The 16,458-nt window shown below is 69.5% G+C and carries 15 protein-coding genes; 12 read left to right on the top strand and 3 right to left on the bottom strand.

Features of this window, described 5'->3' with window-relative positions; all coding sequences use genetic code 11:
- Positions 1-24: 24 nt before the first annotated feature.
- Positions 25-1,359, bottom strand: coding sequence for a dipeptidase (locus tag ABZX12_RS35040; RefSeq protein ID WP_355699735.1), 1,335 nt, complete (start codon positions 1,357-1,359; stop codon positions 25-27).
- A 119-nt stretch (positions 1,360-1,478) separates the two neighbouring features.
- Between ABZX12_RS35040 and ABZX12_RS35035 the strand changes: the two genes are divergently transcribed.
- Positions 1,479-2,414 (top strand): hypothetical protein, encoded by a 936-nt coding sequence (locus ABZX12_RS35035; RefSeq protein WP_355699734.1) that lies wholly within the window; start codon positions 1,479-1,481, stop codon positions 2,412-2,414.
- Here the strand turns inward: ABZX12_RS35035 and ABZX12_RS35030 are convergent.
- The gene (locus tag ABZX12_RS35030) at positions 2,411-3,820 is read right to left on the bottom strand and encodes a serine/threonine-protein kinase (RefSeq protein ID WP_355699733.1); all 1,410 of its coding nucleotides are present in this window, start codon (positions 3,818-3,820) and stop codon (positions 2,411-2,413) included. The genes ABZX12_RS35035 and ABZX12_RS35030 overlap by 4 nt on opposite strands.
- A 109-nt stretch (positions 3,821-3,929) precedes the next feature.
- Here ABZX12_RS35030 and ABZX12_RS35025 point away from each other — a divergent pair, with 109 nt between their 5' ends.
- From ABZX12_RS35025 to ABZX12_RS34975, 11 genes are all read left to right on the top strand, one after another.
- The gene (locus tag ABZX12_RS35025) at positions 3,930-5,159 is read left to right on the top strand and encodes a hypothetical protein (RefSeq protein WP_355699732.1); all 1,230 of its coding nucleotides are present in this window, start codon (positions 3,930-3,932) and stop codon (positions 5,157-5,159) included.
- A gap of 66 nt (positions 5,160-5,225) precedes the next feature.
- Positions 5,226-6,371, top strand: a complete 1,146-nt coding sequence (locus ABZX12_RS35020; protein ID WP_355699731.1) for a hypothetical protein — start codon at positions 5,226-5,228, stop codon at positions 6,369-6,371.
- Positions 6,372-6,426: 55 nt separating this feature from the next.
- Positions 6,427-7,164, top strand: a complete 738-nt coding sequence (locus ABZX12_RS35015) for a metallophosphoesterase family protein (RefSeq protein ID WP_355699730.1) — start codon at positions 6,427-6,429, stop codon at positions 7,162-7,164.
- A 17-nt stretch (positions 7,165-7,181) separates the two neighbouring features.
- The gene (locus ABZX12_RS35010) at positions 7,182-8,312 is read left to right on the top strand and encodes a histidine kinase (RefSeq protein WP_355699729.1); all 1,131 of its coding nucleotides are present in this window, start codon (positions 7,182-7,184) and stop codon (positions 8,310-8,312) included.
- Between the two features lie 180 nt (positions 8,313-8,492).
- Positions 8,493-9,707, top strand: coding sequence for a formaldehyde dehydrogenase, glutathione-independent (gene fdhA, locus ABZX12_RS35005; protein ID WP_355699728.1), 1,215 nt, complete (start codon positions 8,493-8,495; stop codon positions 9,705-9,707).
- 76 nt (positions 9,708-9,783) lie between these two features.
- The gene (locus ABZX12_RS35000; protein ID WP_355699727.1) at positions 9,784-9,975 is read left to right on the top strand and encodes a hypothetical protein; all 192 of its coding nucleotides are present in this window, start codon (positions 9,784-9,786) and stop codon (positions 9,973-9,975) included.
- Positions 9,976-10,003: 28 nt separating this feature from the next.
- A complete protein-coding gene (locus tag ABZX12_RS34995; protein ID WP_355699726.1) occupies positions 10,004-10,747 on the top strand; it encodes a LytTR family DNA-binding domain-containing protein in 744 nt (247 codons plus the stop codon).
- Between the two features lie 17 nt (positions 10,748-10,764).
- On the top strand, positions 10,765-11,145 hold the full coding sequence (locus ABZX12_RS34990; protein WP_355699725.1) for a hypothetical protein: 381 nt from the start codon (positions 10,765-10,767) through the stop codon (positions 11,143-11,145).
- Between the two features lie 2 nt (positions 11,146-11,147).
- On the top strand, positions 11,148-12,686 hold the full coding sequence (locus ABZX12_RS34985; RefSeq protein ID WP_355699724.1) for a cation acetate symporter: 1,539 nt from the start codon (positions 11,148-11,150) through the stop codon (positions 12,684-12,686).
- 180 nt (positions 12,687-12,866) lie between these two features.
- The gene (locus ABZX12_RS34980) at positions 12,867-13,199 is read left to right on the top strand and encodes a DUF485 domain-containing protein (protein ID WP_355699723.1); all 333 of its coding nucleotides are present in this window, start codon (positions 12,867-12,869) and stop codon (positions 13,197-13,199) included.
- A gap of 11 nt (positions 13,200-13,210) precedes the next feature.
- Positions 13,211-14,842, top strand: coding sequence for a cation acetate symporter (locus ABZX12_RS34975; protein WP_355699921.1), 1,632 nt, complete (start codon positions 13,211-13,213; stop codon positions 14,840-14,842).
- 112 nt (positions 14,843-14,954) lie between these two features.
- On the opposite strand, the gene ABZX12_RS34970 is transcribed toward ABZX12_RS34975, so the two are convergent.
- Positions 14,955-16,448 carry a CYTH and CHAD domain-containing protein gene (locus tag ABZX12_RS34970; RefSeq protein ID WP_355699722.1) on the bottom strand — a complete coding sequence of 498 codons (1,494 nt, stop codon included), beginning with the start codon at positions 16,446-16,448 and terminating at the stop codon, positions 14,955-14,957.
- Positions 16,449-16,458 lie beyond the last annotated feature (10 nt).

Below are 16,458 nucleotides of genomic sequence, written 5' to 3'. Positions count from 1 at the left end.
ACACTGGGTCGCCGGAAAGGTGGGTCACGCCTGGTTTGCGAGGTTCTGCAGCAACAGGGCCTCCGCGAGGCAGACCTTGCGGAACTCGGCGAGGTGCAGACCTTCGTCGATACCGTGCGCGCGGGTGTCCGGGTCCTCGACGCCGGTGACCAGGATCGTGGCCTCCGGGAAGGCCTGCTGGAACTCCGCGATGAACGGGATCGACCCGCCCATGCCCATGTCGATGGGCTCGACGCCCCACGCCTCCTGGAACGCCGACCGGGCCGCCTCGTAGCCGGCGCCGCGGGCGTTCACGCTGCACGGCTGACCGGTCTGGCCCTCGGTGACGGTCAGCTGCGCGCCCCACGGGACGTTGCGCTCCAGGTGCTCGGTCAGCGCCGCGCTGGCCTTCACCGCGTCGTCGCCCGGGGCGACCCGCAGGCTGATCTTGGCGCGGGCGACCGGGATCAACGTGTTGCTGGCCTCGGCCACCGACGGCGCGTCGATGCCGACCACGGAGATCGACGGCCGGGTCCACAGCCGGTCGACGAGCGAGCCCGTACCGGTCAGCCGGACCGAGTCGAGCACCGAGGACTCCGCGCGCAGCCGGTCCTCCGGATAGGTCACATCCGCCGCCCGCGAGGCGTGCAGACCGTCGACGGCGACGTCGCCCTTGTCGTCATGCAGCGTGGCGAGCAGCCGGATCAGCGCGGACAGGGCGTCCGGGATCGGCCCGCCGAACAGGCCGGAGTGCACCGCGTGCTCGAGCGTGCGGACCTCGACGTACGTCTCGACCAGGCCGCGCAGCGAAACCGTCAGCGCCGGCCGTCCGACCTCCCAGTTGCCGGAGTCGGCGATCACGATCGCGTCCGCGGCGAGCTCCTCGGAGTACTCGTCCAGCAGCTGCAGCAGGGTCGGCGAGCCGATCTCCTCCTCGCCCTCGACGAACACCGTTACGCCGACCGGGAGGTCGTTGCCGAAGGCCCGTACGGCGGCCAGGTGCGCCGCGATCCCCGCCTTGTCGTCGGCAGCGCCCCGCCCGTACAGCCGGTCGTCGCGCTCGGTCGGCTCGAACGGGTCGGACGTCCACTGCTCGACCGGCCCCGTCGGCTGGACGTCGTGGTGCGCGTACAGCAGCACGGTCGGCCTGCCGGCCGGGGCGGGCTTCTTCGCGATCACCGCCGGCGCACCGTCGCCGACCCGGACGATCTTCGCCGCGAAGCCCTCCGCCTCGAACAACGCCGCGGTCGCCTCCGCGGACCGCTGGACATCGGCCGCGCGGGCGGGGTCGTAGCTGACCGAAGGGATCCGGATGAGGTCCTCGAGGTCGGCACGGACACTGGGCAGAACGCGGTCGATCGCCGCGGACAGATCGGTCATGCGACAACCGTACGGCGTCCGTTCGGCGAACCGACGCCCAGTCAGCCCTCGCGCGTTACTCATTGGCGATCTACTCTGAAAATCTCGTAGGTTTCCGCCCACAATCGAAGAGGATCACCATGGTCAAGCGCCCCCTTGCCATCGTCATGACGGTCCTGGCCGCGGCACTCACGGCGGCCACGCCGGCGCACGCCGCGATCAGCTGCGACACCTCCACCAGTGGAGGGTCGACCTTCTACGACGGACCGTCCGCCTCGTACAAGTACGACGCCCGGTTCAGCAACAGCGCGAGCATTCCCAACCTCGGCACGCACACCCCGCAGGGCGCCGGTACTTGGTACAACTGGGACGGCTCCGGCAAGAACCTGGTCCTGATCGCGGCGTACCGCGACGGAGCCGACTCGCAGATCTACGGCATCGACCCGTCCACCGGCTCGACGGTCGGTGTGGTCGCGATCGCCGAGTCCCACGTCGGCGGGATCACCGTGAGCAAGGGCTGGGCGTTCGTGTCCGGCCAAGGCAGCAGCATCCGCAAGTACCGGCTGACGGAGCTGCGGGACGCGTTGAAGGCCGCTGGTACGCCGTACCTCGCGCAGGTCGGTACGGCGCGCGACGTGGCCGGCTCGTCGTTCATGGGGAGCTACGGGGACTCGTTGTTCTCCGGGACGTTCAACGCGGACGGCCGCGGGACCATGTACGAGTACAAGATCGCGGACGACGGCACGCTGACCACGGTGGCCGGCGCCTGGGAGATCCCGACGAAGACACAGGGACTGACGGTCACCGCCAACCACTTCATCTACAGCACGTCGTACGGACGCGGGAACCGCAGCAACATCTACGTGGTGAAGCGCGGCCAGAAGGACCTGGACGCCGCGGCGCTCAGCTGCTTCCGCGCACCGAGCATGACTGAGGGCATCACGGAGCTGAACGGGACGGCGTATCTGGTCTACGAGTCCGGCTCGTACCTGTACGCGTCGGACCCCGCCACGCTGAACGTCATCCCCAGGATGCACAAGGCAACCATCTCGTCGCTGACGTCCCTGATCCCCTAGGAGGAGTACTTCGCGGAGTCCAGCACTTCCTGCCGCTGCTTCGGGTTGTCGTCGCGGACCTGAACCCGAAGCAGAGTCGTGTCGTTCACCTTCCGGTACTGCTCGATGACGGTTGGCACGTCGTTGCAGTTGTACCTGAAGGTGGCGACACCCCCGGACGTCTCCGGGGTGCTTCCGGTGCAGCCCTCGGGAGGAGTAGCGGTCGTCGGCAGCTCGGTGGCGTTCACCAGACCCACGAAGACGCCCTCGGTATCCGGATTGGTCCGCCAGGTCGACGTGTTCGTGCTGACCAGCAGCGACTGGTCACCCGCAGCCTGCTGGCCCCATTGCCGTGGGACTACTACGGACAACTGTCCGCTCTCCACCCTCACCGGGCGTGTGAGGACGTACTGGTAGCCGCCGTAGCCGCCGGCTGCTGCCAGGACGACTGCTGTGAGGGCTGTGAGGACAACGGCCCGGCGACCGCGCTTGGGCTTCACGGCGACGGTGGACTGGTTTGCGCTGGCCAGTGCGGTGGCTTGGTCGACCGGGCCGGTGGTGGCGGGTGGGGTGGGCATGTCGGCGGCTGGTACCAGGCCTGGTGGGACCTTGCCGGTGGTGTGGGCCTCGCGGAGGGCGTTGAGGAAGCTGTCGAGGTCCGGCCAGCGCTTGTCGCGGTCCGGCTCCAGCGCGCGCCGTACGACGACGTCGATCGCGTCCGGCACGTCCTCGCGCAGAGTGGTCATCGACGGCGGCGGCGCGTCGATCTGCATCACGGCGCCGAGGCTGACGACGCCGTGCGGTGCCTGGCCGGTGAAGGCGGCGTACGCGACCGCGCCGAGCGAGTACAAGTCGGCGCGGTGGTCCAGCCGCTCGCCCATGACCTGCTCGGGAGCGACGTACGCCGGGGTACCGCCGGGCATCGTGATGCGAGAGACCTCGGCGAGCGACTTGCCCAGCCCGAGGTCGGACAGCATTGCGCGGTCGCCGTTCGGGTCGGTGCGGAACAAGACGTTGGCCGGTTTCACGTCGCGGTGCAGGACTCCGCGCGCGTGCAGGTGCTTCAGGCCGCGGCCGACCTGGGTGATGATCCGGACCGCCTCGGCGTACTCGAGCGGGCCGGCCTTGATCCGGTCCGCGAGCGTGCCGCCGTCGGCGTAGGTGAGCACCATGAACGGGCGGCCGTCGTCGGCCTCGCCGATGTCGTGCACGCCGACGACGTACAGCGAGTCGACCCTGCGCAGGAACCGGCCCTCGGCCAGGAACCGGCGGCGGACATCCTCGTCCTCGACCCAGTTCTCGGACAGGATCTTGACCGCCACCTCGGCGTCGAGTTGCTCGTCGCGCGCCAGCCAAACGGTCGCGAAACCACCGGCACCCACCCGGCGGACCAGGGAGTACCGGCCGATCCGGGGTGGCTGGTCCATGGCGTAATTATGCTCGATCCGTTCTGCGACCCGTTCGCCGCACCGAACAAACCGGCCGCCCGCGACGTCAGAAGGGCAATTCATGGGGGACAACGGAGGGGGCCCGCCGATGCGGCACACGAACAGGCGGCTGGTGATCCTGGTCAGCGCGATCGCGGTCGCGGCGGTCGCGATCGGCGGTGCGCTGGCGTATCGCACGGGTCCCGCCGAGGCCGAGGGCCTGGCCGCGCCGCTCAGCGGCTCGCCGTCCCCGAGCCCGACCCCCACTCCGGCTCCGACTCCGGCTCCGACTCCGATCCCGGCCGCGAGTCGCACCCCGATCGTGAGCCGGACGCCGTCCGTGACGCCGCCGACCGCCAAGACGTCCAGTCCCAGCGCGACGGCCACCGGCCCCACCAAGGTCACGCTGACCGTGAGCAAGCTTTCCGAGGGCCGTGAACCGCAGGTGCCCTACCTCGTCGACCGCGAGGTCCGCGGCGGGTCCGGCTCGGTCGTCGAGCTCCCGGGGACCGGCGGAGTGATCGCATTGGGCCGCCTGGACGCGGATGTGCTCGCGATCGTCCAGGACGGGAACGACGGCACCGAGCTGCTCAAGACGGAGAACGCGAAGGTCGTGCGCCGTACGCCGGGGGTGACCTCGCTGGTGACCACCCGCGACCAGTCCGCAGCGGCCTACGCGGCGGCCCGGATCAGCTCGATGGGCCAGGCGACCAAGGGCGGGACGGTGTACGCCGAGACCACCAGCTCGCTCAAGTCCCTGAAGCTGCCGGACAGTTGGAACCTGCAGGTGCTCGCCTTTGCCGACGGCAAGGTCTACTACCGGGCCGCAAGCAGCGAGGACGGGGCCTGGGCCTTGTACTCCTGGACACCTGGTGCGGCGGCCGGCGTCAAGGTCAAGACAGTGGTCTCACCGACCGCCGTGTCCGCCAACGGCCGGGTCGCCGCGTCGATGGGAACCCTGAACGACAGCGGCAGCTGCTCCAGCATCGTCGAGGTCGGCAGCGGGCGGCAGCTGTTCCGGACCTGCGACAACCAGGTGTCGGGGTTCACCCCGGACGGCAGCACGGCGATCGGCGGATCGGCGTACGGCGACGGGTACTGCGACACCGCGCAGGTCGCGCTCGACGTCACGACCGGCAAACTGATCCGGGAGTGGAAGGGCTGTTTCCACCAGTCGGTGGCCGAGGACGACCAGCACGTGCTGATCGTGGCCGTGGCCTCCGGAGGCGGCGGCGACCCGGGGACGAAGAGCGCGATCATCCGCTGCACGATCACGACCGGCGCCTGTGAGCTCGCCACCTCGATCAGCACCGACAAGGCGCTGCGGATCGGCACCTGATCCAACCAACCGGGGCCGTCCGGCGTCGAAGAGGTGGACAGACCGACAACGGACAGGAGCGTGTCGATGCGGCACACGAACAGGCGACTCGTGATCATCGTCGCCGCGATCGCCGTCGCCGCGGTGGCGACCGGCGGGGCACTCGCGTACCGCCAGGGACCGCGCACGGCCGCCACCGCCGACGCTGCCCCGCTGTCCAGTTCACCGACGACGCCCATGACCACGGAGCCGACGAAAACCAGCGCCACGCCGAAGCCCTCGACCCCGTCGACGAGCACTCCCGCCGGGCCGGTGAAGACCAAGATCGACCTGCAGAAGCTCACCACGGGCCGGGCGCCGCAGGTGGCGTACCTGGCCGGCCGCACGATCCGCGGCGGCGCCGGCGGCGACGTCAAGGTTCCGGGAAACGCGCAGATCCAGGAGGTCGCACGGCTGCGCTCGTCGGCCCTCGCCGTGGTCACCAAGGGCTACGGCACCGAGATGCTGACGATCGACTCCGGGGGCAAGGTCACGCGGCGGACGCCGGACGTCACCCAGATCGCCACCACCGAGGACAGCACCGCCGCGGCGTACGTCGCGACGCAGCTGAAGGACACCGGTGAGGACCTGCCTGGGGCGACCGTCTACGCAGAGAGCGACAGCATCCACAAGGTCACCGTCCCGGGCATCTGGAACACCACGCTGCTCGGTTACCTCAATGGCAAGGTCTACTTCGACGCGTCGACCACCCAGGAGGGCACGAGCACTCTGTACGAGTGGACGCCCGGTCAACCGGCAGCCACGCTCGTCAAGCCGATCCCGAAGGCGATGGCGGTGTCCAGCGTCGGTACGGCGGGTTCGCTGACCACGCTGTCCGACCAGAACAGCTGCAGCAGCCTGCTGACCGTCCCGACGGGGAAGCGCCTGTGGCGCACCTGTGACTACCAGATCGTCGGTTTCACACCGGACGGCGCGACCGCGATCGCCGGCCCGATCTACCAGGACGGGTACGGCAACGGCATCGCGGCGGTGCTGGACGCCAAGAAGGGCACGCTCCTGCACGAGTGGTCCGGCGTGTTCCGGCAGTGGGTCCCGGAGGACGACGAGCACCTCTTGCTGCTTGCTGACACCGGCGAGGGCACCGCGGCGTCGATCGTCCGCTGCACCATCTCGACCGGAGCGTGCGAACTGGCCACGCCGCTCGCCAAGGGTGAGCTGTTGATCGGCGCCTGATCTGCCCTGGGCAGATCAGGCCTCGCCGTAGGGGTTTGCACGGCAGACTGCAGCTATGACAACCGTTGCTGTCCTGGCTGACATCCATGGCGTGCTGCCTGCGCTGGAGGCGGTCCTGGCCGAGCCTGACGTCCAGGCCGCGGACAGGATCGTGCTGGCCGGGGACATCGCCAGTGGACCGCAGCCTGTCGAGACGTTGGATGTGCTGGCAGCGCTGGGCGACCGGGCGGTGTGGGTGCGCGGCAACGCGGACCGGGAGCTCGTGGAGATGGCTCGCGGGCAGTTCGACAAGCAGCCGCCGGACGCGGTCAGTCCGTGGGCTGGCGAGCAGCTGAGGCCGGACCAGGTCGAGCTGCTGGCCGGACTGCCGACGACGGTGACGATCGGGGACGTGCTGTTCTGCCACGCCACTCCGCGCGACGACGAGGAGATGGTCCTGGTGGACAGTCCGATCTCCCGGTGGGCTGAGGTGTTCAGCGGGCTGCCGGACAACGTCAGGACGGTGGTCTGCGGGCACACGCACATGCCGTTCGCACGGCAGGTCGACAGACGGCTGGTAATGAACGCCGGCAGCGTCGGGATGCCGTACGGCGCCCCTGGTCCGAGTTGGGCGCTCCTCACCCAGGACGGCGTACAGCTGCGCCGTGCACCGCTGGACGCGACCAAGGCCGCGGAGCAGATCGTCAGCGCGTCGGCGTACCCGGGACGGGCGGAGTGGGTCGACGAGTACCTCCTGCACACCTACTCCGACACGGAGGCGCTCGAGGCGTTCAGGCCGCGCGTGGAGGCCTGAGCAGTTACCGTCATGGAGTGTTCACGCGCCGGCGGAAGCATTTCGGGACTCCGGCCGACAAGGCGACGTACGCGACCCTGCATACCGCCTCGTTGGCCAGCCCGCACCTGCGCGAGGGTCTGACACCCGCCGCGGCCGGCAAGGCCAGTCGCCACCTGAGAGACCTCCTGGGTACGGCGGCGATCGCGATCTGCGACTCCTCCGGCGTCTTGGCCTGGGACGGCGTCGGCGGACCGTACGAGAGCAACCACCGCCGCGACGCCAAGGACCTCGCCGCGGTGACGCTCCGCTCCGGCCGGACGGCAGTCCTGGGTGCGCACGACGTGGCCTGCGGCGACCCGCAGTGCCCGATCCGTGCTGCCGTCGTGGCGCCGATCGTGACTGAGGAGCGCGTGGTCGCCGTACTGGTCGCGTACAGCAACAACACCTCCGCAGCGCTCGTCAGAGCGACCGAGGAGGTCGCCAGGTGGGTCTCCGGCCAGGTGGAGCTCGCAGAGCTCAACAAGGAGCGCACCCGCGCGATGGAGGCCGAGTTGCGCGCACTGCGCGCTCAGATCAGCCCGCACTTCATCTACAACGCTCTCGCGGCCATCGCGTCGTTCGTCCGCACAGACCCGGAGCGGGCGCGTGAGCTCGTGCTGGAGTTCGCAGATTTCTCCCGCTACGCCCTGCGGCGTGGTGGCGAATTCACCACGCTCGCGGACGAGCTCCGCAACGTCGAGCGCTACCTGGTGCTGGAGCAGGCCCGCTTCGGCGACCGTCTCAAGGTGTCGCTGCAGATCGCCCCTGAGGTACTGCCGGTGGTCATCCCGTTCCTGGTCGTCCAGCCGCTCGTGGAAAACGCCGTACGGCACGGATTGGAAGGTACGACGGGGGTCGGCCACATCACGATCCGCGCCCGGGACCAGATCAACGAGGCGGAGATCAGCGTCGAGGACAACGGCTCCGGCAGCGACCCGGAGGTGATCCGGGCCGCCCTGGCCGGCGAGTCGGGCAGTGACTCGGTCGGCCTCGGCAACGTCGACGCCCGGCTGCGGCAGGTGTACGGCGACGCCTACGGGCTGGTCGTGGAGACCGCTGTGGACGCAGGCACCAAGGTGATCTTCCGGATCCCCAAGTACTCCTCAGGAGTGCATGCCTCGCCGTAGAGTGCGTTGTTTTGTTGACGGTTCTGGCCGGTCGGACTAGCGTCGGCACCATCCCCCGCTGACATCGACGGGGCAGGCGACGACCGGATCGCCTTGTCTCTCCCCCATGGCGATCGCGGCCCGCGGTAGTGGACGTTTCCACCGTCGCGCGGTGGAAGATCCTGGAGAAGAGGGGCCCTCATGCCAGGAAACAGGGCAGTCATTTACAAGGGACCAGGCTCCGTGGCGGTCGAGACCATCGACTACCCGACCCTGGAACTCAAGGACGGGCCGGGGGTCAACCCCGCGAACGTCGGCCGGCAGATTCCGCACGGAGCGATCCTGAAGGTCGTGGCGACCAACATCTGCGGCAGCGACCAGCACATGGTGCGCGGCAGGACCACTGCGCCGCCCGGGCTCGCGCTCGGCCACGAGATCACCGGTGAGGTGGTGGAGGTCGGCCGGGACGTCGAGTTCATCAAGACCGGCGACCTGGTGTCGGTGCCGTTCAACATCGCCTGCGGCCGGTGCGTCAACTGCAAGGAGGGCAAGACCGGAGTCTGCCTGAACGTGAACCCTGACCGGCCGGGGTCGGCGTACGGCTACGTCGACATGGGCGGCTGGGTCGGCGGTCAGGCGGAGTACGCGCTGGTGCCGTACGCCGACTGGAACCTGCTGCGGTTCCCCGACAAGGACCAGGCGATGGCGAAGATCCGCGACCTCGCGATGCTGGCGGACATCTTCCCGACCGGGTACCACGGCGCCGTCACCGCCGGTGTCGGCACCGGATCCACGGTGTACGTCGCGGGCGCCGGCCCGGTCGGACTGGCCGCGGCCACGGCCGCACTGCTGCTCGGCGCGGCGGTCGTCATCGTGGCGGACCTGCAGAAGGACCGGCTCGACCAGGCACGCTCCTTCGGATGTGAGGCGATCGACGTGTCCCAGGGCGATCCGAAGGACCAGATCGAGCAGATCCTCGGCGAGCCCGAGGTCGACTGTGCGATCGACGCGGTCGGGTTCGAGGCGCACGGCCACGGCAGCGACGCCCAGGCCGAGCGGCCGGCGACGGTGCTGAACACGGTCATGGACGTCACCCGGGCCGGTGGCGCGGTCGGCATCCCGGGGCTCTACGTGACCGGTGACCCCGGGGCCAGTGACGAAGCGGCGAAGACCGGTTCGCTGTCGATCCGCCTCGGCCTCGGCTGGGCGAAGTCGCTGTCGTTCACCACCGGGCAGTGCCCGGTGATGCGGTACAACCGCCAGTTGATGCAGGCGATCCTGCACGACCGGGCGCCGATCGCGAAGAACGTGAACGCCACCGTGATCTCGCTCGACGACGCACCCCAGGGGTACGCCGAGTTCGACAAAGGCGCGGCCCGCAAGTACGTGCTCGATCCGCACGGAATGATCAAGTAGCCGGCAGCGCGGCGGGAGCCGGCACCAACCGGCTCCCGCCGGCGCCGACGCTGCGGACCATGACCGAGCGCCTGCCATGACCAGCGACAGCCGGCTGGACCTCGAGTTCGCCTACACGAGCCACGACGACTCCTGCAAGGACCTGTATTCGCCGTACTACTACTGCCGCCGGCCACGCGGGCACGACGGCGTACACGCGGCGGGCTACGGCTCGCACCGGCTGCGCTGGGAACACCGTCCCGACCACCCACCGCGCATGCTGACGTAGAGGCCGCTCGTCTTCTAGTGTTCGCTGTATGGCCGACACTCCCCTGCGTGCGCTGGTCGCCGACGACGAGGAGCCTGCCCTGGCCGAACTGGTCTACCTGCTGCAGCAGGACCCCCGGATCGGCCCCATCCGGACGGCCTCGGACGGAGCCGAGGCGCTGAAGATCCTGCAGGACACCGACCTGGACGTGGTGTTCTGCGACATCAAGATGCCCGGTCTGGACGGGATCGACCTGGCCCGGGTGCTCTCGAAGTTCGCCAGCCGCCCGCAGATCGTGTTCGTGACGGCGTACGACGAGCACGCGGTGGCGGCGTTCGACCTGGAGGCCACCGACTACGTGATGAAGCCGGTCCGGCAGGAGCGGCTGGCCGAGGCCGTCCGCCGGGTCGTCACCCAGGGCGCCCCGATCGGCCTGCAGTCGCCGGAGGAGTCGGAGGACGAGGTGATCGCCGTGGAGCTGGCCGGCGTCACCCGGTTCGTGCAGCGCTCCACGGTCCGGTACGTCGAGGCGCAAGGCGACTACGCCCGCCTGCACACCGGCCAGAACTCACACCTGGTCCGCATCCCGCTCAGCACGCTGGAAGAGCGCTGGCGGGACGCCGGCTTCACCCGCATCCACCGGAGCACCCTGGTCGCCCTGCAGCACGTGGACGAGATGCGGGTGGACGGGGGCCGCTGCTCGGTCCGGGTCGGTGACGACTGGCTCCCGGTCAGCCGCCGGCACACCCGCGAGCTGCGTGACCTCCTGGTCCGCTCGACCTCGTTGAAGTGAGCTGAGGCCGAGCTGACATGAGTACGCCGGAAGGACCGCGCAGGGTCCGCGTCACCAGCCCCCGGACCAGCGCGGCCCGGCGGCCCATCATGCCCACCGGCACGCGGGAGATCGACGAGCAGACCCGTCTCGGCCAGGTCTACATGCAGTCGCTGATCCAGTCCCAGCTCCGGCTCACACTGGCTGTCATCGGCGGCGTCGTACTCGTCCTGGGCAGTATCCCGCTGCTGTTCTGGCTGGTCCCGCCGGCCCGCACGCTGTCCGTCTTCGGCCTGCCGCTGCCGTGGGTGATCCTCGGCATCCTGGTGTACCCGGTGGTGTACGTCGCCGCGCGCATCTACGTCCGCAACGCCGAGCGGATCGAGGCCGAGTTCACCGAGTTCGTGGGGCGGCAGTAACGATGTCGCCGGCGCTCAGCCTCACCGCCATCGGCCTGGTGGTCGTGGCGACGATCGGGATCGGGCTGTTCGGTCTGCGGATCTCCCGAACCACCAGCGACTTCTACGTCGCCAGCCGCGCCGTCAGCCCACGCTGGAACGCGTCGGCGATCAGCGGCGAGTACCTGTCGGCCGCGTCGTTCCTCGGTGTCGCCGGGCTGGTCCTGGTGAACGGCGCCGACATGCTGTGGTTCTCGGTCGGCTACACGGTCGGCTATCTGATGCTTCTGGTCCTCGTTGCCGCTCCGCTACGCCGGTCCGGTGCGTACACGTTGCCGGACTTCGCCGAGACCCGTTTCGAGTCTGCCGCTGTCCGCCGGATCTGCGCGGGGCTGGTGGTCGGTATCGGGACGCTGTACCTACTTCCGCAGCTGCACGGCGCCGGGCTGGCGGTCCAGACGGTCACGGGTGCACCGCCACAGGTGGGCGCGGCGATCGTCGCGGTGATCGTGGTGATCAACGTGGCCGCGGGCGGCATGCGGTCGATCACGTTCGTCCAGGCCTTCCAGTACTGGCTGAAACTGACCGCCCTGGCGACGCCGATCTTCGTCATCCTGCTGATGTGGCACCAGCCGGTCGGCGTCCTGGACTCGTTGCACGGAGCCGCCGCCGAATGGGCCGAGCCGTTGTCGCGCGCGGGCGGCCGCGACCACCCGCTGTACGCGACGTACTCGTTGCTCCTGGCCCTTTGTTTCGGGACGATGGGTCTTCCGCACGTCCTGGTCCGCTTCTACACCAACCCCGACGGGCGCGCGGCCCGGCGTACCACCGTCGTCGTCCTGGCGCTGCTGGGGCTGTTCTACCTCTTCCCGCCGATGTACGCCGTCCTCGGGCGGACGTTCGCGCCGGACCTGGTCACGACCGGCGGAGACACCGTCGTCCTCGAGCTGCCCGGCCGGGTTTTCCCTGGCACCACAGGGGATCTGCTCGGCGCGCTGGTCGCGGCGGGTGCGTTCGCGGCGTTCCTGTCGACGTCGTCGGGGCTGACCGTCGCGATCGCCGGAGTGATCGACCAGGACCTGTTGCGCAGCCGGCTGCACCGGTGGACCGGCGGCGACTACGTCGCGGTGAACAGCTTCCGGATCGCGGCGCTGATCTCGATGATCGTGCCGTATCTGGCGTTCACGGTGACCGGGTCGCTGAGCCTCGCGGACACCGTCGGACTCGCGTTCGCGGTCGCCGCGTCGACGTTCTGCCCGCTGCTGGTGCTGGGGATCTGGTGGCGGCGGATGTCGACGACGGGAGCCGCGGCCGGCCTGGTGGTCGGCGGCATCGCGGCCAGCGCGGCCGCGCTGGTGAACGTGGCCGGCGCACCGCAGGGCGGCTGGCCGCGGGCGCTCGTCGGTCAGCCGGCCGCGTGGACGATGCCGCTCGCCTTCGTCACCGTCATCGTCGTCTCCAAACTGACCCCGCACCGCATCCCGGCCGGCGCCGCCCGCTCGATGGTCCGCCTGCACACCCCGGAGGCCGTCGACGTCGACCGCGGGCTGCCGTCCCGATGAGACCGTTCGTCGTGTGATTCCTACCGCTTACCGCAGTTGAGCGATCCACCGAGCGACTGGTGTGCTCCGCTGAGCGCTCGACGCGCGTTGGTGCTGTCGGGCGGGGCGTGACGCGGGCCACAGTACGGGCACAGCCGGCTCCAAACCGCCCGGCGATCCCCCCGTCTTGGAGGTCCCGCGATGAGTGACATGCGCGATCGCGAGCTGACGACGTACCGGGATGTCCAGTTGTCACCGGACTTCTCCGAGTTGCGTCGCCGGTTCCGGCGCTTCGTGTTCCCGATGACCGCTCTGTTCCTGGTCTGGTACTTCGTCTACGTCCTGCTCGCCGACTACGCACACGGCTTCATGTCCACCAAGGTCGCCGGCAACATCACCGTCGCCCTGCTGTTCGGGCTCGGGCAGTTCGTGTCGACGTTCGCGATCACGATGATCTACGTCCGCTGGGCCGACCGGCGGATCGACCCGGACGCCGAGAAGCTGCGCCACCAGATCGAGGGAGAACCGCAGTGACCGCCCCGCTGATGTTGCCACTGGCAACCGACATCGGTAACCCGACCGTCAACTTCGTGATCTTCGGCCTGTTCGTGGTCGCCACTCTCGCGATCGTGTTCCGGGCGTCACGCAACAACAAGACCGCGGCCGACTTCTACGCGGGCGGCCGGTCGTTCACCGGCCCGCAGAACGGCATCGCGATCTCCGGCGACTACCTGTCCGCCGCGTCGTTCCTCGGCATCGCCGGCGCGATCGCGCTGAACGGGTACGACGGCTTCCTGTACTCCATCGGCTTCCTGGTGGCATGGCTGGTCGCGCTGCTGCTGGTCGCCGAACTGCTCCGGAACACCGGCCGGTTCACGATGGCCGACGTGCTGTCGTTCCGGCTCAAGCAGCGGCCGGTCCGGATGGCGGCCGCGATCTCGACCCTCGGCGTCTGCTTCTTCTACCTGCTGGCGCAGATGGCCGGCGCCGGGGGTCTGGTCGCCCTGCTGCTCGGTGTCTCCGGGCGGACCGGGCAGAGCATCGTGATCGCGGTGGTCGGCATCCTGATGATCACCTACGTGCTCGTCGGCGGCATGAAGGGCACCACCTGGGTCCAGATCGTCAAGGCGGTGCTGCTCGTCATCGGCGCCGGGATCATGACGATCTGGGTGCTGGCGAAGTACACCTTCAACCTGTCCAGCCTGCTCGGCGCTGCGGTCGACAACAGCCCGGCGGCCGGCGAGAAGCTGTTGAGCCCGGGCCTGCAGTACGGCGCCACGGGCATCACCAAGCTGGACTTCGTCTCACTCGCGCTCGCGCTCGTCCTCGGCACCGCCGGCCTGCCGCACGTGCTGATGCGGTTCTACACGGTGCCGGACTCCAAGGAGGCGCGGCGCAGCGTCAGCTGGGCGATCTGGATCATCGGCATCTTCTACCTGTTCACGCTGGTCCTCGGGTACGGCGCCGCCGCGATCGTCGGCCCGGACGCGATCAAGGCGGCCCCGGGCAAGGCGAACTCGGCCGCGCCGCTGCTCGCCTTCGAGCTCGGCGGCGAGGTACTGCTCGGCGTCATCTCGGCGGTGGCGTTCGCCACGATCCTGGCCGTGGTCGCCGGTCTGACGATCACTGCCAGCACGTCGTTCGCGCACGACATCTACGGCCAGATCATCAAGAAGGGCCAGATCTCCGGCGACGGCGAGGTCCGGGTCGCGCGGTACACCGCGGTCGTGATCGGCATCGTCGCGATCATCGGCGGCATCTTCGCGAACGGCCAGAACATCGCGTTCCTGGTGGCGCTCGCGTTCGCGGTCGCGGCGAGTGCGAACCTGCCGACGATCCTGTACTCGCTGTTCTGGCGGCGCTTCAACACCCGCGGCGCGCTGTGGAGCATCTACGGCGGACTGGCCTCGACGATCATCCTGATCGTGTTCAGCCCGGTCGTCTCCGGCAAGGTCGACGCCAAGACCGGCAAGAGCCTGTCGATGATCACCGACACCGGCATCGACTTCCACTGGTTCCCGCTGGACAACCCCGGCATCGTCTCGATCCCGCTGGCGTTCCTGCTCGGCTGGCTCGGCACCGTGACCAGCAAGGAAGAGGTCGACGTCGACCGCTTCGCCGAAATGGAGGTCCGCTCGCTGACCGGCGCCGGCGCCGAGAAGGCGGTCCAGCACTAGAGACCTGTCAGGCAGGCCCTGCTGAATCGACGCGGACCTGCCTGACAGCCCCCTTTCCACCCGAACCGCGGGCGGCCAGGTAGGCGAGCACCTGACCGCCCGCACCTGTTTGTCAGAGCTTGAATTTCAGGGTGGGCCAGAGCTTGTAGAAGGTTTCGCGGGCAGCGTTGCCGCGGGCTTCTTCCGCCGCGTGCAGGCGACCGTAGGTGAAGGGGTTGCCGCCCTCGGCGTACACCTCGAGGGCCAGGCGGTGGAGGAGTTCGCGGGAGACGACCGAGTCCTGGTGCTCGCCGAGGATCTCCTGCACCTCTTCGGCACGGGCGGCCAGGGTCGCGGCGTGGTGGCCGAGCACGGGTACGGCGGACTCCGCGGCGTACCGCAGTCGCTTGGCGGCCTTACGAACCTCGTGCAGCTCGTGATCCCGCTCCGCGACCGTCGGCGCGGCCTCCGACCGGCGCACAGCCTTGCGCATCCGCCGGTAGTCGTGCGACAGCAACTCGCCGATCTGCTTCTTCGCCTTGCGGTCGTCGCCGATCACCGGCGGCTTCGCGACCAGCTCGTCGAGCGCATCGAGCAGCCGGAAGTACCGCAGACTCTCCAACGCCTCCAGCGCTCCGGCGCGCCCGTCGCGATACACCTGGCGCAGGTGGTCGTCGATCCGTCCGGCCACCCGCCCCATCACCAGCTCGACCGGCTGCTCGGCGACCTCGGCGGCGAAGTGCTCGCGCTGCACCTCCGCGTCCCGAGCCACCCCCAGCTCGCTCGCCAGCCACTTCAACTCGGCCCGCAACGAGTCGCCGGCAGCCCGGTCGATGACCGGCCGGTACGTCGCCAGCGCCGACCGGAGCCGCCGCGTGGCGACCCGGAACTTGTGGATCGAGTCCTCGACGTCCCGCCGTACCTCGGGGTCCCGCTCGCGGATCGCCTGCACCTGCGCGCCGGCGTACGCGCGGAACAGGTCCGATGTCCGCGGCTTCTTCGGCAACGTCCAGTCCTCGTACGCCGGGACGCGGTCGCCGAGCGCCCGGGCGAGCTTGCTCGGCCCGCTCGCCGGCCGGGCACCAGCACTCGTCAGCAACTCACCCGCGCCCTCGAGCAGAGAACCGTCCCCGCCGACGAGCTCGACTTCCCACTCCCGCCAGCTCTGCGGCTCACTGCCCCCGACCGTCGCGGTCACGGAGTCGTCGGCGATCTCCGCGAGGACGTTGCCGTCGGCGTCGAGCAGCCGATGGACGACGCGCCGGGTCTGCAGCGTCACCACCGGCATCAGCGTCCGATCGCGGACATACACCCGGACCGTACGAACCACCTCGATCGGCACGTCGTCCGCGGCCTGGCCGAGCGGATGCCGCACCTCGAGCCGTTCACCGGACGACACGGGGAACTTCACGTGCCAGCCGTCGTCCTCGCCGCCGGTGCGGCGGCGCAGGGTCACCTTGTGGGCGGCCAGATCGAGGTCAGCGGTGTCGTAGTACACCGCCTCCAGATCGAGCTGCACCGGCTGGGCGACCCCGGCGACCCCCGGCAGCTCGTGCAGCGCCGGCAGGATCACACTCGTGTCGACGTCGTACTTCGTCTCGATCTCGAGCTGTTCGGTCGGTGCCATACCCTCCTGT

The sequence above is a fragment of the Kribbella sp. NPDC003505 genome (assembly GCF_040610875.1).
GTDB lineage: Bacteria > Actinomycetota > Actinomycetes > Propionibacteriales > Kribbellaceae > Kribbella.
This window is presented reverse-complemented; position numbering and strand designations above follow the sequence as displayed.